Here is a 20,820-nt window from a genome sequence, read left to right as displayed (position 1 = left end):
AAGAGTCCTTGCCTTTGGCCCAGGCACCCGGTCCCTGAGCAACTAATCCTTAAACTGCATGCGGTGGAGAACGCGGGTGGCGGTGCGAAAGAAAAAGCCGCCGATCAGGGCGATCGCGAGCGGGGCGTACCAGACGCCGACCCAGCCGGTGCCGCGCACGAAGGCATCGCGGGTGACTTCGATGAAGTAGCGGGCGGGGATGACGTTGGAGAGCAGCGACAGCGGAAAGGGAATATTCTCTAGGCGGTAGATAAAGCCCGAGAGCAGTAGGGCGGTGAGAAAGCCTGCGATCGCGGTGCCCTGTACGGCTCCGGTCTGGTTGCCGGCCCTGGCCCCCACCAGCAGGCCAAAGGCCACCGCCGCGCTCAGGTAAATGAACGTGCCTACCAGCAGGGTGGTGGGGTCGCCGCGAAAGCGCAGGCCAAACAGCAGCGTGGCCACTACCATCACCACCAGGGCTTCGCCCAACCCGACGATCAGGTAGGCCAGCTCTTTACCCAGCAGCCACTCCACGGCGCTGAGGTCAGAGGCGTAGACCTGCACGATGGTGCCCTGCTCTTTTTCGCGCACCAGGGCGATCGAGGCCAGCATGGACGGAAACACCCAGAGAATGACGCCAAAAATGCCGGGCACAATATAGAGCGCCTCGCGGCGACCGGGGTTGAACCAGAGCCGCACGCGGGGCTGAATGGGTGAGCCTGCCTGCTCGGGCACCAGACCGCTGCTGCGGATAAAAAACTGGGTGGTGGCCCGCAGGCTGTTTTGAATCACGCGGGCGTTGTTGACATCGGTGCCGTCGATTAGCGCCTGCACGGTGACGGATTCGCCCGATTTCAGGCGGCGCTCAAAGTCGGGCGGAATGACGACGGTGGCTTTGGCCTCGCCGCGATCGAGGGCGATGGTGGGGGCGCTGCCCGCCAGGGGCGTGGGCACAAACTGGTTGGTGGCAAACAGCCGCTCCACGTAGGTGCGACTGAGGAAGCTGTTGTCGAAATCTTGAACGGCGAGGGGAATGTTTTTGGCCTCTAGGCGAATGGCGAAGCCGTAGATTAGCAGTACGGCCAGGGGTAACACAAAGGCCAGGGCCACGGTGAGGCGATCGCGGCGAAACTGGTTGAGTTCCTTTAAGCACTGGGAGAAAACGCGCCTCATGCTCCCTCCGCCCGCTGCACAATGCCGATGAAGGCGTCTTCGAGCGAAAACGGAATCGGGCGGGCCGACTGCACGTCGATGTTGGCCTCGCTCAGCCAGCGGTGGACTTCATCCAGCTCGCGGTCGGGGTGGTCGAGCACCAGGTGGAGGCGATCGCCAAAAATGGCTACCCGCCACGGCTCCAGCCGTGCTTTCAAAATGTTGGAGGCGGCCTGGGTCTGGCCCGACACCAGCTCGATCAGCTGCCCCGGCTGGCTGGTCTTGATGTCGCTGGGGGTGCCCTGGGCGACAATTCCTCCGGCTACCATAAAGGCCATGGTGTTGCAGTTTTCGGCCTCTTCTAGGTAGTGGGTAGTGACCAGAATGGCGGTGCCGCGCTGGGCAAAGTCGCGAATTAGCCGCCAAAACTGCCGCCGCGCCAGGGGGTCTACGCCGGAGGTGGGCTCGTCGAGAAACAGAATATCCGGCTCGTGCATGACCGAGGCCCCAAACGAAACCCGCTGCTTCCAGCCCCCCGGCAGGCTGCCCGTGATCAGGGTTTCGCGCCCCGCTAACCCGCAGGTTTCGAGCACCCAGTCAATTTTTTCGCGCCGCAGCTGTTTGGGCACGCCGTAGACGCCGCAGTAAAACTCCAGGTTTTGGCGAATGGTGAGGTCGTCGTAGAGGGTGAATTTTTGGCTCATGTAGCCGATCCGCGATCGCACCTCCGATCGGTTCAGGTCGCTGGTTTCTCCCGCCAGCTCAATCTCGCCGCCGCTGGGGGGCAGCAGCCCGCAGAGCATTTTGATAGTGGTGGTTTTGCCTGCGCCGTTGGCCCCCAGCAGCCCGTAGATTTCGCCGTAGCGCACGGTAATATCGACCCCCTTGACGGCCCGAAAGTCGCCGAAGGTCTTTTGCAGCTGGTGGGTATTGATGGCCCGCCCGCCCTTCTCTTTACCGGAGCGGTAGGCCGGAAACTCCAGGTAGGCGGGGTCGAGGCCCTGCTGGCGGAGCTGGTTGACGAACACGTTTTCCAGGGTGGGTTCGTCCTGGCGAATGTCGCTGAGGGCGATCGGGTGCTGGGCCAGCACTGAGCGGATCTGGCGATCGCCCCGCTCGGCATCGGTGACCATGACATCGAGGCGATCGCCGAAGGTCTGAATATCCACAATGGCAGCAGAGGCTTCTCCAGTTCCCTCTCCCCCAGGGAGAGGGCTAGGGTGAGGGCCTTCCCCTTGCTGACTCAGAAACCTTTCTGCTTCATTCAGCGGCTCTGCTCGCACCTCCAGGCGCTTCAGCCCCAGACCGTCGCGCAGTTCGCCCAGGGTGCCAATCTGCTGAATTTCGCCAGCGTAGATCAGGGCGATGCGATGGCAGCGCTCGGCCTCATCCAGATAGGGGGTGGCGGCAACTACGGTAACGCCCTCTGCCGCCACCGCCGCCAGCAAATCCCAAAACTCCCGCCGCGATACGGGGTCAACGCCGGTAGTCGGCTCGTCGAGCAGCAAAATTTTGGGCTGGGCCACCAGGGCGCAGCAGAGGGCCAGCTTTTGCTTCATGCCGCCGGAGAGCTGCCCGGCCAGGCGATCGCGAAACCGATCGAGATCAACCTGCCGCAGCAGCGACTGCGATCGGGCCTCAAAGTCCTGGTCATTCACCTGCCGCAGCCCAGCTGAGTAGCGCATGTTTTCGGCAATGCTGAGGTCGGCATAGAGCGAAAATTTTTGGGTGACGTAGCCTAGGTCCAGGCGGGCGTCGCGGGGCCGATTGCCCAACACAGCCACCTCGCCTGCGGTGGCCTCCATCACCCCCGCCAAGATTTGAAAGGTGGTGGTTTTGCCCGCCCCGTCTGGCCCGATCAGGCCAAAAATTTCGCCCGGCTGCACCGTAAAGTCAATGCCTTTGAGGGCCTCCAGGCTGCCGTAGCGCTTGCGCAGGGCGTGGACGGCGATCGCGCTACCGTCAAGGGGCACTGTCGCCAGCGGGCCGGGTAGCGTTTGGGAATGCGCCATCACTCGGCCTCCGCCACATCTAACAAAATCTCCCCGTCGGCGGGCATGCCCGGTTTGGCAAACCCCTCGGGGTTCTCCAGCCCCAGCTTGAGGCCAAACACCTGGGTGACGCGATCGTCTTTAAAGTAAATATTTTCTGGGGTAAACGAAGCCTGGGTATCGATCGCCGTCACTGTCGCCTCTAGCGGTTGATCGGGGGCCGAGTCTAAAAACACCTGGGCGGGTTGGCCCACCCGCACCGCTCCGACCTGGCCTTCGGGAATGTAGCCCCGCAGGTACAGGTCGCTCAGATTGACCACCGTCAGCACGGTGGTACCGTTGGCAATCACCTCCCCAGGCTCGACGGTGCGGCTCAGCACCACCCCGTCAATCGGGCTCGTGATCTCCAGGTCGTCGAGTCGGGCGGCAATTTCGGCCTGGGCGGCCTGGGCCTGCTTGAGCTCGGCCTGGGTGGCGGCGAGCTGGGCCTGGGCCTGCTCTTGCTGGGTTTGCAGCCGGTTGAGCTGGGCCGTGCGAATGTCGGGGTTGAGCTCGCTGGTCTGGGCCTGGGTGAGGGCACCCTGGGCGGCGCTCACCTGCTGCCGGGCCGCTGCCACCGCCGACTGCCGGGCCGCCAGCGTTTCCTGGGCGGTGGCAAACTGGGTCTGGGCCTGCTCAAACTGCTGCTGGGCGATCGCCCCCTGGGCGGCCAGGGTGGCAAAGCGATCGCGATCGCTGCGGGCCAGCTCCAGGGCCGACTGCGCCTCCTGGGCGCGGGCCTGAGCTTCGGCCAGCTGGGCGCGAGCCGCCGCCACTGAGGCCTCTGACTGGTTCACCCGTCCGGCCGCGTCGCCCTGGGCCTGCTGCCGGGTGAGCTGGGTTTCGTCAATTTGGCTCTCGACCACCGCCACCTGAAGCTGGGCCTGGTTGACCTGCTGCTGCGCCGCCGTTACCCTGGCCTGGGCCGCCTCTAGCTGGGCCTGCAGCTCGGCATCGTCGAGCCGCGCCACCACCTGCCCCGCCTCTACCCTGTCGCCCTCGCGCACCGTTACCTCGGCGATGCGCCCGCCTGCTTTTGCACCCAGATCGGTTTCGTAGCCTTCGATGCGGCCGCTCAGCGCGATCGCGTCCTCGTCGGGGCGGGTGAGCCAGTACCGCAGCCCTACCCCCGCCGCCGCCACCAGCAGCACCAGCGGAATGATGACCTTTAGCTTCGATTTCAAACCTTTGCTCTGCGCCTTTTGGGCAGGCTGCTGGGGCGTAGCTTCGGCAGGAGCAACCTGAGTCATCACATGTTCCCTTCGCGTCAAAAGCTAAACTATACGGTGTAGTATAGATCGAAATCTAGAATTGTCTAGGGTTTACGATTCAAAGCGTTAGAGAGCTTTGGAGCAGTTTTTGAACTGGCCACTCAGGCCGTTGGAGGTAAGAACGATGGGCACCCCATCAGGGCTATCGGCGGCAGAACTAAAGCGCGAGCAAATTTTGCAGGGGGCGCTGCAGATTTTTTTGCACAACGGCTATGCAGGCACCAGTATGGACCGGGTGGCGGCCTCGGCAGGGGTGTCTAAAATCACCATCTACAAGCACTTTCAGGATAAGGAGGGGGTGTTCAAAGCGCTGATTGAGCAGGTGACAGACCAGCGTTTCGAAATGGTGTTTGGCCACTTTTCGTTTACGGAAGACCCGGCGGTTTTGCTGCGGCGGCTAGCCCACACCCTGCTGAACCTGATGGCTACCGACGACGAATACATTGCCTTTCTGCGGCTGATTATTGGTGAGTCGGGGCGGTTTCCAGAGCTGGCACAGCTGTTCGTTAAAGCTCTGCCCCAGCGGGTTTGGGCGCTGCTGAGCAACTACTTTGCGGCCCACCCCGATCTCCACCAGCGCCACCCGGAGGCGACGGCGCGCATTTTTATGGGGTCACTGATGAGCTACGTGCTGACGCAGAATATTCTTCACGGTCAGGCGATCGCGCCCTTTAGCCCTGAGCTGATGATTGACAGCCTGGTCGATACCCTGATCGATCAGGCGCACTGACCTTACAGCGCTTCCTCGACGCGTTTCAGGGCCACAATCACCGTTGTCAGCCACAGTATACCGATCACTATTCCAACCCCGACATCGCTAGGCCAGTGGGCTCCCAGCGCCAGACGCGAGCTGATGATCAGACCAATCCAGCCGGTGACCACCAGGGTGATCAGCAGCCTTTCGACCCAGCTGCGCGAGGCGCGACACCACAGGTAGCCCAGCAGCCCGTAGACCGTAATTACCACCACCGCGTGGCCCGACGGAAACGAGTGCAGTCCCGAGGCCGCTACTCCATTGGCAATTAAATCGGGGCGATCGCGGTTCCAGTAGCCCCAGCCAATCCACACCAGGGCAAACTGCAGCCCATAGGCCATCATCATGGTGGCCGCCAGCAGAGGGCGCGATCGCGCCACCATAATGCCCACAAATACAGACACCACGGGCAGCATGCCGAGCAAATTGCCCGGCGACTCCCAGGTAATCGCCCTCGAAAAACTCAGCGGCAGGCGATCGGCCAGCACGGGCAGCATACGGGCATCCCAGGCCTGCAGCCCCTGGTCGGTGTAGGCCTTAACCCCCACCGTCAGGGCGAAGGTGATCAACGCGCACAGCCCCAGCCCAATCGCCAGAGTACCGGCCCACCGCCGCCAAACCTTCTGGGGCACCTGACGGCTATCTTGCCAAAACTGGTACCAACCCCGTTTCAGAATCTGAGCCGTTGTCCAACGCGCCATACCGAACTCAATCTCCGATAGTGATGGGTGGTTGTAGCGAACGTGCGGTGCCGCTTGGCCCATCTTACCGAGCCAAGCGGCACACAGAAAATCAGCCGACATGTGTGGAGCTGAAACCTACGGAGAAATGCGGCGGTAGCGAGCCTGCACCTCAAGGTGAATGCCGTAGGCAATCAGGCCCAGCGCGACAATGCCCATTAACCATGCGCCAAAAGGCTGCTGCTGGAGCGTTTGCAGGGCTCCCTCCGTCGTGCCGGCCTGGCTGGCATCGTAGGTGCGGGCGGCTTGAATAAAGAAGTAGCCAATAATAACGGCCACAATCCCTTTGGCGGCAAGCCCAAAGCGCCCAATGATGGTGGCCCACTTCTCGGTGCTGGCATTCATCTCAGACAGCTTGAGTTTGCGGCGAAACTGGGTGGAGTAGGAGCGGTAGAAGCAGTAAAACCCGTAGGCTACACTCGCCACGCCAATGGCCGCCACCAGCCACCGACCAAACGGCTGAGACAGTAGGGTGGCCGTTTGCTGCTGGCTCCCAGAACTGCTGCCAGACGAGTTGCCAAACACTATCTTTAGGGCAGACAGGGCCAAACCGGCGTAGATGATGCCGCTGACGGCGTAGGAAATGCGTCTGCCGATCGCGCCTGCCCCGCTGTCGCTGTGTTCTGGATCTTTCGCCGCCTCGACAAACCGCCAGAGCACGTACCCCAACAGCCCAACGGCCACCAGAAACAGCAGCAGCTTGCCAAAGGGCTGCGATGCGATCGTTTGAAATGCGCCCTGGGTGCCCGTGACCCGACCGCCCCAGTTAAAGGCGGCCATAAAGGCGAGAATGCCGATGATCATATAGACGATTCCCTTAGCGGCATAGCCAAATCGGGCCAGCCGCTCAATCCATTGTTCCGGCTGTTGGCTATTGGGTCCGTGGGGATGTAAGTCCTGAATATTCATTATTGTGTTGCCTATAGCGTTTAGCTAACGTCCTGACTTAAAGAAAAAGGTGCGCTAAGCAGGCCAAAGGGGTGAGTCGCGCGCTTGAATTTGTTCAAGGTTCGGCAACTGCGATCGCTTCAGCTAGAGCGATTTGGCCTAGGCCATTTAGCCAGGGAAATTCAAATTGAGGGGGATCGATCTGAAAGTAATCAATCTGAAAGTAATCGATTTATACGCTGTAGCCTCAGCCCAGACCATCCTTCTAGCGCTATATTTTGGCCCAAATGGGCCTCTATCTTTTGATGCCAAAGCCTGGCGGGGCTGTAGTTGCCCAGGACAGCACCAACTAAGATGTCCCCCAAGATAGAAGCCGCAGAAACTAATTTTTTTTAACCTATATAGAGATACGGCAGATGTAGAAATGCCTTAAAAGCTATCTTGCTGCCGTCATTAGCTTAAGTCAGTGTCTTGAGGTCATCTGTTCCACAGCATTTGTCCTTCAGGTTTGAGTCTATGGCCTTAAGTTTTAGTATCTGTGTAATTAAAAGTAGGAGCTTGCTATGTGGAGTATCTTTTTGTCTGGTTTAGCCACAGCCTTGAGTCTGCTGGTCGTTGATTTAATAGTGCCTGGTGTAACCATTAACACTATTACTGCCGCCGCGATCGCCGCTGCTGCCGTCGGTATCGTCAACGCATTTGTGAAGCCGTTTCTACAGGCGTTCACTTTACCCATTAACGTCCTCACGTTCGGCGGCTTTTCGCTGATTGTGAACGGCCTCTGTCTCTGGCTGGCCTCCCTGTTTGTGCCGGGTTTTTACGTTACCGGCATCATCGGCTTTTTGCTGGGGCCAGTTGTGCTGTCGGCGGTCAACACATTTTTGGGCAACTACCTCGACAAAAAAGCTCCTGCTTTTATGCGAGACGGAACTGAGCTGAGTGGTGCCGGTAATTCCTCTCAGCTGCCCAAGAGCAACGCCACCCCAATGACGATCAAAGAAAGCGAACTCAGCACCGACAGCAGTTCTCAGGTGTAGTCGGCTGGCCATGATTTAGCTCCAGCCCAGATTGCCCGCCAGGTCCAGTTCAGAATCTGGAGTTTTTCTACCCGCAAAACTCTGTTTCTGAACTGGATTGAACTCAGGTTGTTGCTCCAGAAGGTTTTGAGGTTCATCGTGATTAAGCCTGCTAATGTTGTCAAACGACTAGCGCTATTTTCTGGAGCGTCGATTTTGTCCTTTGGCGCAGGTTATCAGGCGGCGGCGCTATGGATTCAAGACGGGTCGCCGCGCTTGCTGAACGTTAAGCACCTGACTATGGTTAAGCGATCGTCGGGGCTGCACCTCGCGTCGGTTGAGCAAGCCTTGCGGCAGGCCAACTTTAGATTTTTGACGACCTCGGCCTACAGCTTAGTTGGCCCTGCGGCCACTCAGTCGGCCGCCTTTGAGGTCGACACGATCACCGGCGGGTGAAGCGCGATCGCGCTACAGCCTTCTAGCTGCGCGCAGCATAAAAGCCCTGACCTATGGCCAGGGCTTTTATACTTTAGGTTTTTTATCGGCTCAGACCATCTATCGCTTGACAATGACCCACACAGCGTGGATGATGCCGGGAATGTAACCCAGAAGAGTCAGCAAGATATTAATCCAAAACTGGGCACCAATGCCTTCCTGCAAAAACACGCCCAGGGGTGGCAGCAAAATTGCCGCTATAATTCTGACGATATCCATAAATTCTCCTCGATTGATCTGGCTTCTCTCATTCCTAAATTAAAGACGATAGCTACTCAATCTTCATCCTTCTTTGGACAGTTAGCTAGTCTGCAAAAAGATATAAATTGACGCTGTTTAGTTCTTAAGAAGGATGCTTGTCAGAGAAGAATAACCAACAATAGCAGTACTAACGAGTCATTAATAGCTACCCCTTGAAAGCTGCTGTGTCAAGTTTGCTTTCAGTTCCCTCAATTTTGATCCAATTAGCGCGTTATATCAGGTTGTACTTGGCCCACAGGCTCTGCAAGGGCGATCGCTGCTCAGCCCACCATCTGAGAGTAATCAAGCGTTTGGCACTATTGCCTGAGCTGTTCTTGCTGCATTCGCACGGTAGGGAAACTTCCATTGAAATTTAGCCAGTGGTTGAGTTTAGTTATCTTAGGAGTTTGCCTCTATATCTTTTGGCAAATTCGCACCGTGCTGCTGCTGGCTTTAGCCGCCGTCACCTTCGTTGTTGTGCTCAATCGTGCGGTTAGGGTGCTGCAAAAGCGCATTTCCGATCGCAGAGCAGCGGTTCTAATTTTGGTTGTCGCTGTTCTGCTGGTTTTGGGTGGGTTTGGGTTCGTGATTGTACCGCCCTTTTTTAATCAGCTACAGGCCATTATTGACCTCACTAGCCAGGTCGTCAATCGGGCCCAAACCTGGGTGCTCAATCTGGGCGACACGATACCGGGCTTTGCCATAGACGATTTGCAAAGTCTGGAAGCCATTTTAGACCGGCTTCAGACCCTGAACCTGGAGATGATATTCGGGCGATTTTTCACCTGGTTTTCGAATACCCTCACGATCGCCCTCAACCTGCTTTTGGTGACGGTACTGATCGTCATGATATTGATGAACCCAAAGGCCTACCGGGGTATTTTTCTCAAGCTGTTTCCCTCGTCTCGTCGGCAGCAGGTGAGCCACGTGCTCGACAACTGCGAAGAAGCTATCTCAGGCTGGTTTATCGGCATTCTCTTCAACATGACGATCATCGCCACGATGAGCATGATCGGCCTCTGGATTTTGGGCATTCCCCTGGCGTTTGCCAACGGGCTGCTGGCCGGGCTGCTAGCGTTTATTCCTAACCTTGGCCCTTTTTTAAGCGTGCTTCCACCCGCAGCGATCGCGCTGCTTGATGCTCCCTGGAAGGCGATCGCGGTGATTATCTTATACGTAGTGATTCAGCAGGTTGAAAGCAACATTTTGACCCCGCTGGTGATGAAAAAGCAGGTTTCGCTGCTGCCAGCGGTAACGCTGCTGTCTCAGGTGGTGTTTGCCGTGTTGTTTGGCTTTTTGGGCCTGCTGCTGGCCCTGCCGCTGACGCTGATTATTCAACAGTGGGTGAATGAGTTTGTGGTCAAAGGCTTTTTAGACCAGCATTAGACTGCTGTGCAAAATTCAAAATGAAAAGTTCAGAATGAAAAATTGGTAACCGTCCCCTGAGCGGAGTCGTTGGCGGAGCCGCCCCGGAGGGGCTAGGGGACGGTTACAACAAAATAATGCTCCTACTAGAGTGGCTCTAGCGGTTGACGGTGCTCATATCGGCGTAGCGATCGCCCACCGCCGCCCCCTGGGGAGCCACGGCGTCGAGGCGCTCCAGGTCTGTGGCAGAGAGCGCAATATCGACCGCCGCCACGTTTTCTTCCAGGTACTGACGGCGCTTGGTGCCTGGAATCGGCACCACGTCATCGCCCTGGGCCAGCAGCCAGGCCAGGGCCAGCTGGGCTGGGGTAACCCCTTTTTCCTGGGCGATCGCCTTCACCTGATCGACTAGGGCCAGATTTTTGGCAAAATTTTCGCCCTGAAAGCGAGGCGCGTGGCGGCGATAGTCGTCGGGGGCAAAGTCGTCGGGGCTTTGAAAAGCTCCGGTCAAAAACCCGCGCCCCAGAGGGCTGTAGGGCACAAAGCCAATGCCCAGCTCGCGCACCGTGGGCAAAATGTCGTCCTCTGGCTCCCGGCTCCAGAGCGAGTATTCGGTCTGCAGGGCGGTAATTGGGTGCACCGCAGCGGCCCGACGAATGGTCTCTGGGGCCGCCTCCGACAGGCCCAGGTAGCGCACCTTGCCTGCCTGCACCAGCTCGGCCATCGCGCCAATTGTGTCTTCGATCGGCACAGTGGGGTCGACCCGGTGCTGGTAGTAGAGGTCGATTACCTCTACCCCCAGGCGCTTGAGTGAGGCATCGCAGCACTGTTTGACGTAATCGGGCTGGCCGTTGACGCCGCCCCAGCCGCCCTCGGCGGTGCGCACGTTGCCAAACTTGGTGGCCAGCACCACCTGATCGCGACGCCCCTGAATTGCCCGCCCCACCAGCTCTTCGTTGGTAAAGGGGCCGTACATGTCGGCGGTGTCGAGAAAGTTGACCCCTAGCTCCAGGGCGCGGTGCAGGGTGGCGATCGCCTCAGCTTCGTCGCGATCGCCGTAAAACTCCGACATGCCCATGCAGCCCAGCCCCATGGCGGAGACCTCTAGCTGACCTAATTTGCGGGTTTTCATGCTTAAACTCCTGGTTTAGTTTGCGTTTGTTGAATCGGCGCTAGTGCTGTTCGGCAAAGACTTCTTTGACGGCGGTCATACCGTTGAGGGCAGCCGGAAAACCGGCATAGACCGCCATCTGAATCACGACTTCGATAATTTCTGCCCGGCTACAGCCCACGTTGAGCGCCGCCTGAAGGTGGACTTTGAGCTGGGGCTGGGCGTTGCCCAGGGCGGTCAGCGCCGCGATCGTGGCAATTTCTCGAGATTTCAAGTCCAGCCCAGGTCGGCTATAAATATCGCCAAAGGGAAACTCGATCACGTAGCGGGCCAGGTCGGGGGCAATGTCTTGGAGGCTGGCGATCACCTGCGCTCCGGCGGCCCCGTCGATGGCGTTGAGCTGCTGCCACCCCTGCCGAAACCGGGCCGTATCGGCATCAGGCCGAACGGGTTTGGGGGGGTGTTTTGAGTGAGTCATTTAGGTTGGCCTCTAACTCGCTATAGTGCTGAATCTTCCAGTCGATGACGGCCAGGTTGTCTTGCAGCTGCTGAATCTGGGCCAACACCGCTTCGCGGTGCGATTCCAACATTTGCCGTCGGCTGTGAAACCCGGAGTCAGGCTGAGACCTGACTAGCTCCGCATACTGCTGCATCTGACGAATGGGCATGCCGGTCAGCCGCAGCTTGTTTAAGAACTCAATCCAGCGCAGGTCGTTGGCCGAGTAGCGGCGATGGCCACTGGTCGAGCGACCAATGGGGGCAATCAAATCGCAGCGTTCGTAGTAGCGCAGGGTATGTACGCTAAGTCCGGTGGCTTGAGCGACCTGCTGAATGGTGAGTTCTGGTTCCATAGCTGCACCTTAAATGTTAGAGCGCACTCTAAGTCAAGCAAGTTTTGAATCAAATTGCGATCGCTAGGAGCCGTCATCAATTAGCTGTGAATGCCTAAAAACGAAGGGTTACAGCTCCTAGCCTGTCCTTTGGGGCGGGCGTGGCAGGGCTTGGTGTGCAAGGTTTTTGGCCACGATTGATGACACGCCCTGAGCCTCTCAGCGGTGTGGCCAGGTTGAAAACCAACAGACAGCCTTGTACGCCTAGCCAAACGTGACCATCATTTAGTTATCTTCTGGCCAGTGATTTAATCAAAACATCAGCTCAGTCCTCCTCATTTTTTATTCATAAATGAGTCTACTTTAGTCGTTTTTTGAAAATTGCCAAAAGATTATAGTTGAGCATGACTCTTGCGCCCGTGACATCATCCTTTGGGATAAGATTGGCTTGTTTAGGGCCGATTTAACTCGGGTTATTTTGAACCCACAGTATCGGCCTGCCTATATCTTGGATACTTATTTACTGTAGTTTATGAAAACGACACAGCCTTATCAGCCCCTTCTGCTGCGAATTTTGCACGGTTTGACGGGGCTGTTTTTGGTGGCAGCAATTTTAACGGCTTTCTGGACCTATGACACCTACGACGGTCGCTGGGGCCGAATTCCTTTACCCGTCTTTAAAGATATTGAAGGGATTCACGGCACCTTTGGTCTCTGGACATTGCTGATATTTCCAGCCTTTGTCGTCTATGCGTTCCATCGCGGGCAGCGGCGGCTGGTGCAGCCCAATTCGTTAGCCCATCTGGCTCAGGTTGGTCAGCCGATTTGGTGGTATACCCTCAATCGGTTTACCAACACGCTGGCCCTTTTGGCCCTTACCTTTGCCCTCTTTAGCGGCAAAATGATGGACGAAACCTGGCTGCCGAAGGGAGAGCTTCAGCATGGTTGGTACTATGCTCACCTAATTTCGTGGGTGGTGATGGTGAGCGCGATCGCACTGCATCTGTTAATGAATGCCAGAGTGGGTGGCACGCCATTACTGCTATCTATGCTGACTCGAAAAGTGCGCGATCGCGATCGCCCAAAGCTCTGGCCAGAGCAGGTTGCGCAGTGGTGGCAGAACGTTAAAAAAGGAGCCTGGAAAACCTGGTTTCAACCCGTCTCAGGCTTAATCATTTTAGAAATAGCTATTTTGAGCAGTATTTTTATTGCCTGGGTGCTGCCCGTGCTAAAAAAAGCGGTTGAATCTGGTTTGGTTTAGTTTGCAGGCGATCAGCCCAGTGCCCTGTGGGAGAATGGCTGTTCAGCGCAACCTAGCTCGATCTAGCCCGGCCTTTGATGACAGAACCGCTAACAACTCTCACCGACTACGCGATCGCCCTGGAGTGTCTGTTGTTTGCGGCGGGGCTTTTGGGTCGAGGCTGGCTGGCACGGGTCTGGGCCATCGCCTTTAGCAGCGTCGGTGGGGCGGCCTTTTTGGGCGGCACGCTGCACGGGTTTGGCCCCCAGCTGGTCTGGGAGCAGCGCCTCTGGCTCTGGCAGGGGATGGTGCTGGCCCTGGCGATCGCTAGCTTTTGTATTCTTGTCGCCGTCGCTCTGCTGGTGCCCCAGCGCTGGCGCGTGGGGGTGCTGATTTTGGCGATCGCCAAACTAGCCTGGGTCCTCAGGCTAGACACCAGCCCCTGGGCCTTTGCCATCAGCGTTGCCGACTACCTGAGCGCCCTGACCCTGGTGCTCCTCGTTCAGCTGAGGCCGTTTGGGCGGCAGCACCGCAGGTCGCCAAAGCAACGCCCAAATCCAGATCTCACCTGGATGGCCACAGGCATGGTTATCTCTGGGCTGGCCGCTAGCATTCTCCTCATTCCCAGGCAGGGCTTACCCCTCAGCCCCCTGGCCGTCTACCACCTGGTGCAGATGGTGGCGCTGTACTGCATTTACCGCAGCGCTAGGGTCATGGGCCAGATCAAAGGGCGCGATCGCAGGGGCATGGCAGGTGATGATTAATTCATCTATGGGTGCTGTTACTACTGAGGGGGCCGCGCTGGCGGCATGGACCATTTGCGTAAGCGTAGCTTGAGCCACAGGATGGTTCTCTTTGTGAAAAACCCTGATTAGCCAGTGCTACGGAGTAGATTGTGGCAAAGGTTAAGAGCCAATCAAAAACCAGGATAACTAAATAGGGTGCGCTACTGCTAGGCGTAACGCACCCCATAAACCATTAGGCCTACCGACGTATCTCCTTGACTGGGGTAGCCCTGGAGATTCGTTCGACATACTTCATCCGATAAGCATCACTCGGCAAGAATGGCTGGTCAAAGCTAACTTAGCTAAAGCCTACTCTTCTCCTTCTTCGTTGCCCTCGCTATCGAGCTTGACCAGGCGAATGTGCTTGTAGCCCAGCTTAATTTGAAACTCATCGCCGGTTTTGAGGCCCATTTCCTGAGTGTAGGCGGCCCCAATCACGATTTGACCATTTTTATGAACCGTGACGCTGTAGGAGGCTTCTCGGCCTCGACCGTCTTTGGTCTTTTCAGGCTCAAGCTGAATGCCCTTAGCAGACAGCAGCGCGTCATAAAACTCGGCCAAGTTTACACGAACTTGACCATCCTTGCCAACGGTGTAGTAGCCGCATTCCTTAGCAAGTTCGCGCTTGGTCAGGCCATCATTTTCTTTGACTTTGGCCAGCAGCTCTTTGCCCGTCAAAGATTCCTTACTTTTTACTGCCATAGTTTAAAACGTCCATAGGGTACACATCGAATTTCATGATGACCGTCAGAAGATTTTCTTCAAGGTCTCTTAGTACGTTTGCCCTTTCAACCTATCTAACGATTCAAAGGAACGCTCAGAACCTCTTTACCGATTCCACATTGATTATAGTTACGAACAGGATAAATGGTTCCTATATTTAAGATTGATAGTCATGAAAAAACGCGATCGGCTTGATTTATACTATCTAGTCTACCAACCTCTCTACACGATGAGTCGCTCGGGCTCAGGCAAAAATCATGGAAAAAGTCATTCTATACAGCTGTGTAAACGATTGACGAAACTAAGGATAGCCGATTTGTGAACTGACGATTCGCTCAGATTGAGGCACCAGCGCAAGGGGTAAGGCGTCTAGGGCGTAAGGTACAGACCGACCCTAGCCGCCAATAGTCGCCCTAAGCTTCTAACTCAGGCCTGGCAGACGGTAGGGTTAACTACCAAAAAACGTCGCAGAAAACATCCTGAAGCATTTCTAACGCATTACTGACTCAGAACTTCTTTGTTGGTAAACGCCCCTTCGGCATCGACATCGTACACAATGGGTACGCCCGTGGCCAGTTCTAAGCTGGCTACCTCATCTTCGCCCATCTGATCGATATACATCAAGATTGCTCGCAGAGAATTGCCGTGGGCCGCCACCAGCACGTTTCTTCCGGCCTGGAGTTCTGGCAGAATTGCTTGCTCAAAAAAGGGCACCGTCCGCTTGACCGTGTCGGCCAAACTCTCGCCGCCGGGCGGGCGCACATCGTAGGAACGTCGCCAGAGGTGAACCTGTTTTTCGCCAAACTTTTCCGCCATTTCGGCTTTGTTTAATCCCTGGAGGTCGCCGTAGTAGCGCTCGTCTAGGGCTGGCGATCGAATGATTTTGAGTTCTTTCTCGGGTTGGCCAAAGTGATGATCCCAACCGTGCCAGTCAGGTTCAGCCGGATCGTGCCAGATGTAGGGAATGCGATCGCCGCGCACCGGGTCACATTCGGTCAGGCAGACGATCGCTGTTTCGATCGCCCGAATTAGCATACTGGTGAAACAAATATCCACGGTGTAGCCCGCATCTCGCAGCTTACACGACGCAATTGTAGCTTCGGCTCGCCCTCGCTCACTCATTGGCACATCGACCCAGCCCGTGAACTTGTTGGCCGCATTCCACAGACTTTGCCCGTGGCGGATCAAAATGAGTTTAGCCATTAGGGGAGTAGACGGGTGAAAGGTTTCATTACGCTAAATCTATCTTCCCTATGGTAAGAGAAGTCGTAAATAAGATAACAGTCAATGGCTAGATAGGATGAGCTTTCCAAAGGCATAGTAGGCTAATTGAAACCCACAGGTTTGAATGTGCTTCCTGTCTGGAGACAACCGACAATTGTTTAGCGCCGAAACCATCGATAGCGTTGTCAACTCAGCTGGTGGGTGGGTCTTGAAAACAAGAACTATGGCTCAGCGACATGGCTAGACGAATTGTGCTGGCGGTACTGGGGATTTGCCTTTGCATCGGCTACGCCCTCCTCAGCAATCCGCTGTCGGCTCAACCCGCCATGGCGGTGGCCGAGGGGCGCGGTGGGGCCGTGGCCACCGAAGACGCCCGCGCCACCCAAATTGGCCTTGATGTTCTAAAGCGGGGGGGCAACGCGATCGATGCCGCCGTTGCCGCCGCCGCCGCCCTGGGCGTTTCTGATCCCTTTTCGGGGGGTATTGGCGGCGGTGGGTTCATGGTGATTTACCTGAAGGAGAGCGATCGCGTCATTACCCTCGACGGTCGCGAGCAGGCCCCCGCCGCCACCACGGTCGATCTGTTCAAAAACCCCGACAGCCCCACGGGTGGGCTGCTGCCCTTTGCCCCCAACCGAATTTCGTCGGGCCTGGCGGTGGGGGTACCGGGTACGCCCCTGGAGTGGGCCGAGGCGCTGAGCCGCTACGGCACCCTGTCGCTGGCCGAGGCGCTGCAGCCCGCGATCGCCCTGGCCGAAAATGGCTTTGAGGTTGACGCCAACTTTGCCAGCCAGGTCGAGCAAAACCAGGCTCGCTTTGCCGCGTTTACCTCTACCCAGGCTCTGTACCTGCCCGGTGGCGGCCCGCCCGCCGCTGGTTCCCGCTTCAAGAACCCAGACCTGGCCAAAACCTATCGGCTGCTGGCGGAGCAGGGGGTGAATGCTTTTTATCGGGGTGAGATTGGGGCGGCGATCGCCCAAACCGTGCAGCAGCCCCCCGCCGTAGCCCAGCCCCCCTTTCCCGTCATCCCCGGCGGGCTCACTCTGGCCGATCTCGATCGCTACGCGGTGCGGGTGCGACCCCCAACCGTGACCCCCTACCGGGGCTACACCCTCTACGGCATGGGGCTACCCAGCAGCGGCGGCATCACCACGGGCGAAATTTTTCGCATTCTAGACGGGTTTGACCCGAGTCAGACTGACCTTCCGACTGTTTGGCACCAGGTGATTGAAGCCGAACGGCTGGCCTTTGCCGATCGCAACGCCTACCTGGGCGACCCCGAGTATGTGGATGTGCCCCTGTCGGGGTTGCAAAGCGATGGGTTTATTCAAACTCGCCGCGCGTTGGTTAGTGACCGCGCCCCCGCCGATCCAGCTTTCCGCGCCGCCCCCGGTAACCCGCTGCCCTACCAAAACGACCCCAGCCCCAGCCTCACGGGGCTGCCCACCGTAGCCCAGTCCGATGGCCAGGTTGGCACCTCGACCACCCATCTCGTCACCAGCGATCGCCAGGGCAACGCCGTATCTTACACGCTCACCCTCGAATCGATCGGCGGCTCGGGCATGGTGGTGCCCGGCTATGGCTTTATTCTCAACAACGAGCTAACCGACTTCGATGCCGTTAGCCCTCACCCCAACGCGCCCGAGCCGGGCAAACGGCCCCGCAGCAGCATGGCTCCTACGATCGCCCGCAGCCCCACGGGCGATCTGCTGGCCTTTGGCTCCCCCGGTGGCTCCACCATCATCACCACCGTGGTTGGCATTGCGGTCAACCTGATCGATCTGGGTCTGCCGCTACCGGAGGCGATCGCGGCTCCCCGCATTTCCCAGCGCAACGGTGGCTCCACCCAGGTCGATGGCGGCTTTGAGCAGAGCGCGATCGGGCGATCGCTCACCGCCCTGGGACATGTTCTAGAGCCTGTACCCGAAATTGGAGCCGCCGCTGGGCTGATCATCCGGTCCGACGGCACCATACTGGCGGCGGCAGAACCAACCCGACGCGGCGGCGGCACGGCGATGGTGGTGAATCCGTAAAGGGTAGGGGCACTGCACTGCAATGCTTCCTACCGGGTATCGGGTTGGCATCAGGATCCTGTGAGCCAGATTCAGTATCAGCCTCAGCAGTATCGCCAGCGGCAGGTCAGGCTACGGCGTCACCTTATCGATCGCCGGAGGCAGCTCTTCCCCGCTGTACGTTCGGGTTGGGGCCGCAAATCCGCAGCCGGTGCCATCGGTATGCACCACCTGCTCCTCCCAGGGCAAACGATAGGATCCATCTACCATGTCTTTCATGTAGGTGTAGGGGCAGTCCTGGGCACCGCCTTTGACCGCCACGTAGCCCCGATGGCCAAACTGGTAGATATTGTTCTCAACGCCCCAGTGAATGCGGGCTTCTCTAACTAAGTCTGGGCGCACTTCAGCGGTAATAATTTCGTCGGGGCGGTGGCTGCCCATCACCAGCGGTTCGCCATCGAAGTTGACGATCATGCCCTCGCCCATTGAGTCAAAGGTGCCATCGGTGCCGCACATGCAAACCGAGGCCGTCACCATCAGGTTGCAGAACGCGTTGGCCTGATTGGTCACCCGCCAGGAGTGGCGAATGGGGGCCGTGTAGCCCGCCGTGCGAATCATGATCTCGGCCCCCTTGTACGCGCATTCCCGCGCCATTTCGGGAAACATGCCGTCATGGCAGATAATTAGCGCAATTTTGCTGCCGTTGGGGCCTTCGCACACTGGAATGCCCAAATTCCCCGGTTCCCACGGCTCAACCGGTACCCACGGGTGCAGCTTGCGGTAGTACAGCGTCATCTCGCCCGTGTTGTCAATGATAATGCCGCTGTTGTAGGGGTTGCCGCCGGGGTTGTACTCCATAATTGAGAAGCAGCCCCAGATGTCATTAGTGATGCAGGCCTGGCGAAAAGCCTCTACCTCAGGGCCATCCAGCCGACACATGATGTCGGGGTTAGTGTCCATCGACAGCCCGTGCAGCGAGTATTCTGGGAACACCACCAAATCCATCGTGGGCATATTGCGCCGAGCCTTGGCCACCATATCCACAAGGCGCTGGGTTTGGGCCGCCAAATCTTCGGGTGTGGCGATGTTGGGCAACTGGAGCTGCACCATGCCCAGCACGACACCGTTGGGAGATTTATTCAGTCCGCCAAGTCCGCTCATCACGCCTCTCTCTAGAAACTCAATCGACAAGCACTATAGGCCCATTGGTACCCCCCAATGGTGTTCAACATTACGCAACCGGGAGTTTGGCGAGCCGTTTGGCCCACTCAAGCCACCCAAACCGCGTCAGCCTTCCCTATCTTACCGCCCGTACCCTATCGGGAGCTTTGCTACTTATACGAAAACTGCCTTGATAAACCCTGATTCAAAATACGGATCTCGCAGGGGCATTGCACTGCGATGTTCCTAACCAACCGGGTGCAACCAAATAGAATTCGCTGTTAGAAGAAAATCTGCAATTTGTCATTTTTCCTTTGACCGATGTAGCTCGACTGAGAGACAGCTAAAATTCAGGGCTTTTCATTATGCAGAAAAAACTCTTTCGTTTGGCGGACGGCTAAAGCATAGCTAGCCCATACTCTGAATGTAAAGATACATGTAGAAATCGCATCTGTTGTACTGCCAAAGCGTTGTTTTAGTAGCTTTAACGGCTCGCCTAACCGCTGCAATTTATCTTTCAGAACTGAAGGAAACTTGCAACGGGGTCAGCGTTGTAGCGGTTCTCGATGTGCCCAACAACCGTAAAAGATTTTTGTCCTATGCAGCTTAAACCGTTAGATCAACAGGTAGTCGTTGTCGTTGGGGCTACCAGCGGCATCGGGAGGGCTACGGCACTACGCCTGGCTAAAGAGGGGGCAAAGCTGGTTATATCGGGCCGCAGTGACGAAAAATTGGCTCCGCTCAAGCAGGCTATTCAGGCTTTGGGGGGTGAGGCGACCGCTATTTTGGCCGACGTTTCCGACTTTGAACAGGTTAAGGCAATTGGCGACAAGGCGATCGAAACCTACGGACGGCTGGATACCTGGGTGCATGTGCCCGGTGTGGTCATTCTTGCGCTATTTGAGCAGACTACTCCAGAAGAGTTTCGGCGAGTGATTGATGTCAACCTGATGGGACAGGCCTACGGGGCGATGGTAGCTCTGCCGCTAATTAAGCGGGAAGGCAGAGGCGCTCTCGTTCACATTTCCTCTGTGGAGGGGCTGCGATCGATACCGTACCAAAGCTCTTATTCGGCCTCTAAGCACGGCGTGGAAGGGTTTCTAGAATCGCTGCGGGTGGAGCTAATGCACGAAAAATTGCCCATCGGCGTCACCAGCGTTAAGCCTTCGGTGATGAATACTCCTCTGTGGAACAATGCGCAAACCAAACTGGGCTTTAAGCCCAGGGGCTTTCCGCCCTACTACGACCCTGAACTGGTGGCCGAAGCGGTGGTGCAGTCGGCGACTCACGTGACCCGCGACTACTACGTGGGAGATGTCGGTCGAGTGCTGGCGGCCCTGCAGCGCCTCTCGCCGGAGCTGGTCGATGCGCTGCTGCTGGCGATCGGCTTTGATTTTCAGCTCAGCGACGAGCCTAAATCGCCCCAAGGCTCTAACAATGTCTATGAAACCGTACCGCAGGAAACTCGGGTTGACGGCGACTTTACCAAGTGGGTGATACCCAGTATTTCTGACTGGTTGGCCAAAGCCTTTACAGAGGTAGCGCGGTTTTAACTGTATGGGCTGATGCAAACGTAGGATGGGTTAGCGATAGCGTAACCCATGCGGGCGTTGGGTTATTGCCTTCGGCAAGGCTATGCCAACGTGGCCTCAACCCAACTTACATCAACTTATATTTGTAATTGCTCAACTAGGTTGACGGGTACCGGCGAATGAGAGAGGGTGGTAGACTTTTGCCATGAAAGACCTGCCGCCCTTAGAAGGCCTTAGTTCTGAGGAGAAAGATGCTCTGATTCGAGAGCTGT

The 20,820-nt window shown here is 57.3% G+C and carries 20 protein-coding genes; 8 read left to right on the top strand and 12 right to left on the bottom strand.

What is annotated here, in order from left to right; genetic code table 11:
* Positions 1-42: 42 nt before the first annotated feature.
* Genes ACQ4N7_RS21035 through ACQ4N7_RS21025 form a run of 3 tightly spaced genes read right to left on the bottom strand, consistent with a single transcriptional unit; the run spans position 43 to position 4,411 of the window.
* Entirely contained in the window at positions 43-1,152 is a 1,110-nt protein-coding gene (locus ACQ4N7_RS21035; protein WP_430713452.1) for an ABC transporter permease, read from the bottom strand.
* Positions 1,149-3,143 carry an ATP-binding cassette domain-containing protein gene (locus tag ACQ4N7_RS21030; RefSeq protein ID WP_430713451.1) on the bottom strand — a complete coding sequence of 665 codons (1,995 nt, stop codon included), beginning with the start codon at positions 3,141-3,143 and terminating at the stop codon, positions 1,149-1,151. The genes ACQ4N7_RS21035 and ACQ4N7_RS21030 overlap by 4 nt, the downstream gene beginning before the upstream one ends.
* Positions 3,143-4,411, bottom strand: coding sequence for an HlyD family secretion protein (locus ACQ4N7_RS21025; RefSeq protein ID WP_430713450.1), 1,269 nt, complete (start codon positions 4,409-4,411; stop codon positions 3,143-3,145). Before ACQ4N7_RS21025 ends, ACQ4N7_RS21030 begins: the two co-directional genes overlap by 1 nt.
* Before the next feature lie 145 nt (positions 4,412-4,556).
* Here ACQ4N7_RS21025 and ACQ4N7_RS21020 point away from each other — a divergent pair, with 145 nt between their 5' ends.
* Positions 4,557-5,162 (top strand): TetR/AcrR family transcriptional regulator, encoded by a 606-nt coding sequence (locus tag ACQ4N7_RS21020; RefSeq protein WP_430713449.1) that lies wholly within the window; start codon positions 4,557-4,559, stop codon positions 5,160-5,162.
* A gap of 2 nt (positions 5,163-5,164) precedes the next feature.
* Here ACQ4N7_RS21020 and ACQ4N7_RS21015 read toward each other — a convergent pair whose 3' ends face one another.
* Both ACQ4N7_RS21015 and ACQ4N7_RS21010 read right to left on the bottom strand, forming a co-directional pair.
* Positions 5,165-5,887, bottom strand: a complete 723-nt coding sequence (locus ACQ4N7_RS21015) for a phosphatase PAP2 family protein (protein ID WP_430713448.1) — start codon at positions 5,885-5,887, stop codon at positions 5,165-5,167.
* Positions 5,888-6,004: 117 nt separating this feature from the next.
* Positions 6,005-6,835 carry a DUF1206 domain-containing protein gene (locus ACQ4N7_RS21010; protein ID WP_430713447.1) on the bottom strand — a complete coding sequence of 277 codons (831 nt, stop codon included), beginning with the start codon at positions 6,833-6,835 and terminating at the stop codon, positions 6,005-6,007.
* A gap of 542 nt (positions 6,836-7,377) precedes the next feature.
* Here ACQ4N7_RS21010 and ACQ4N7_RS21005 point away from each other — a divergent pair.
* Together ACQ4N7_RS21005 and ACQ4N7_RS21000 are read left to right on the top strand one after the other, a co-directional pair.
* On the top strand, positions 7,378-7,851 hold the full coding sequence (locus tag ACQ4N7_RS21005; protein ID WP_430713446.1) for a phage holin family protein: 474 nt from the start codon (positions 7,378-7,380) through the stop codon (positions 7,849-7,851).
* 138 nt (positions 7,852-7,989) lie between these two features.
* A complete protein-coding gene (locus ACQ4N7_RS21000) occupies positions 7,990-8,286 on the top strand; it encodes a hypothetical protein (protein ID WP_430713445.1) in 297 nt (98 codons plus the stop codon).
* Positions 8,287-8,385: 99 nt separating this feature from the next.
* Here the strand turns inward: ACQ4N7_RS21000 and ACQ4N7_RS20995 are convergent, their stop codons facing one another.
* Entirely contained in the window at positions 8,386-8,544 is a 159-nt protein-coding gene (locus ACQ4N7_RS20995; protein WP_106871181.1) for a YqaE/Pmp3 family membrane protein, read from the bottom strand.
* A 387-nt stretch (positions 8,545-8,931) separates the two neighbouring features.
* Here ACQ4N7_RS20995 and ACQ4N7_RS20990 point away from each other — a divergent pair, with 387 nt between their 5' ends.
* A complete protein-coding gene (locus tag ACQ4N7_RS20990) occupies positions 8,932-9,951 on the top strand; it encodes an AI-2E family transporter (protein ID WP_430713444.1) in 1,020 nt (339 codons plus the stop codon).
* 136 nt (positions 9,952-10,087) lie between these two features.
* Here ACQ4N7_RS20990 and ACQ4N7_RS20985 read toward each other — a convergent pair whose 3' ends face one another.
* The 3 genes from ACQ4N7_RS20985 to ACQ4N7_RS20975 are packed head-to-tail and all read right to left on the bottom strand — an operon-like array spanning position 10,088 to position 11,892.
* Positions 10,088-11,062, bottom strand: a complete 975-nt coding sequence (locus ACQ4N7_RS20985) for an aldo/keto reductase (RefSeq protein WP_430713443.1) — start codon at positions 11,060-11,062, stop codon at positions 10,088-10,090.
* A 40-nt stretch (positions 11,063-11,102) separates the two neighbouring features.
* Positions 11,103-11,519, bottom strand: a complete 417-nt coding sequence (locus ACQ4N7_RS20980; RefSeq protein ID WP_430713442.1) for a carboxymuconolactone decarboxylase family protein — start codon at positions 11,517-11,519, stop codon at positions 11,103-11,105.
* Positions 11,479-11,892 (bottom strand): MerR family transcriptional regulator, encoded by a 414-nt coding sequence (locus ACQ4N7_RS20975; protein WP_430713441.1) that lies wholly within the window; start codon positions 11,890-11,892, stop codon positions 11,479-11,481. The genes ACQ4N7_RS20980 and ACQ4N7_RS20975 overlap by 41 nt, the downstream gene beginning before the upstream one ends.
* A gap of 511 nt (positions 11,893-12,403) precedes the next feature.
* Here ACQ4N7_RS20975 and ACQ4N7_RS20970 point away from each other — a divergent pair.
* Positions 12,404-13,132: a cytochrome b/b6 domain-containing protein gene (locus ACQ4N7_RS20970; RefSeq protein WP_430713440.1), complete on the top strand. Its 729-nt coding sequence runs from the start codon at positions 12,404-12,406 to the stop codon at positions 13,130-13,132.
* Positions 13,133-13,209: 77 nt separating this feature from the next.
* The gene (locus ACQ4N7_RS20965; RefSeq protein WP_430713439.1) at positions 13,210-13,875 is read left to right on the top strand and encodes a DUF6962 family protein; all 666 of its coding nucleotides are present in this window, start codon (positions 13,210-13,212) and stop codon (positions 13,873-13,875) included.
* A gap of 330 nt (positions 13,876-14,205) precedes the next feature.
* Here ACQ4N7_RS20965 and ACQ4N7_RS20960 read toward each other — a convergent pair whose 3' ends face one another.
* The gene (locus ACQ4N7_RS20960) at positions 14,206-14,598 is read right to left on the bottom strand and encodes an AbrB family transcriptional regulator (protein WP_106872661.1); all 393 of its coding nucleotides are present in this window, start codon (positions 14,596-14,598) and stop codon (positions 14,206-14,208) included.
* A 519-nt stretch (positions 14,599-15,117) separates the two neighbouring features.
* Positions 15,118-15,822 carry a 2,3-bisphosphoglycerate-dependent phosphoglycerate mutase gene (locus ACQ4N7_RS20955; RefSeq protein WP_430713438.1) on the bottom strand — a complete coding sequence of 235 codons (705 nt, stop codon included), beginning with the start codon at positions 15,820-15,822 and terminating at the stop codon, positions 15,118-15,120.
* A 257-nt stretch (positions 15,823-16,079) separates the two neighbouring features.
* Between ACQ4N7_RS20955 and ggt the strand changes: the two genes are divergently transcribed.
* Positions 16,080-17,876, top strand: coding sequence for a gamma-glutamyltransferase (gene ggt / locus ACQ4N7_RS20950; protein WP_430713437.1), 1,797 nt, complete (start codon positions 16,080-16,082; stop codon positions 17,874-17,876).
* Positions 17,877-17,987: 111 nt separating this feature from the next.
* Here ggt and ACQ4N7_RS20945 read toward each other — a convergent pair whose 3' ends face one another.
* A complete protein-coding gene (locus ACQ4N7_RS20945; protein WP_430713436.1) occupies positions 17,988-19,016 on the bottom strand; it encodes a formamidase in 1,029 nt (342 codons plus the stop codon).
* Between the two features lie 599 nt (positions 19,017-19,615).
* Here ACQ4N7_RS20945 and ACQ4N7_RS20940 point away from each other — a divergent pair.
* Positions 19,616-20,569, top strand: a complete 954-nt coding sequence (locus ACQ4N7_RS20940) for an SDR family oxidoreductase (RefSeq protein WP_430713435.1) — start codon at positions 19,616-19,618, stop codon at positions 20,567-20,569.
* Positions 20,570-20,820 lie beyond the last annotated feature (251 nt).

Origin of the sequence: Nodosilinea sp. AN01ver1 (genome assembly GCF_050565655.1) — a bacterium.
GTDB lineage: Bacteria > Cyanobacteriota > Cyanobacteriia > Phormidesmidales > Phormidesmidaceae > Nodosilinea.
Note: the sequence above shows the minus strand (reverse complement) of the source record. Positions and strands in the feature narration are given on the sequence as shown.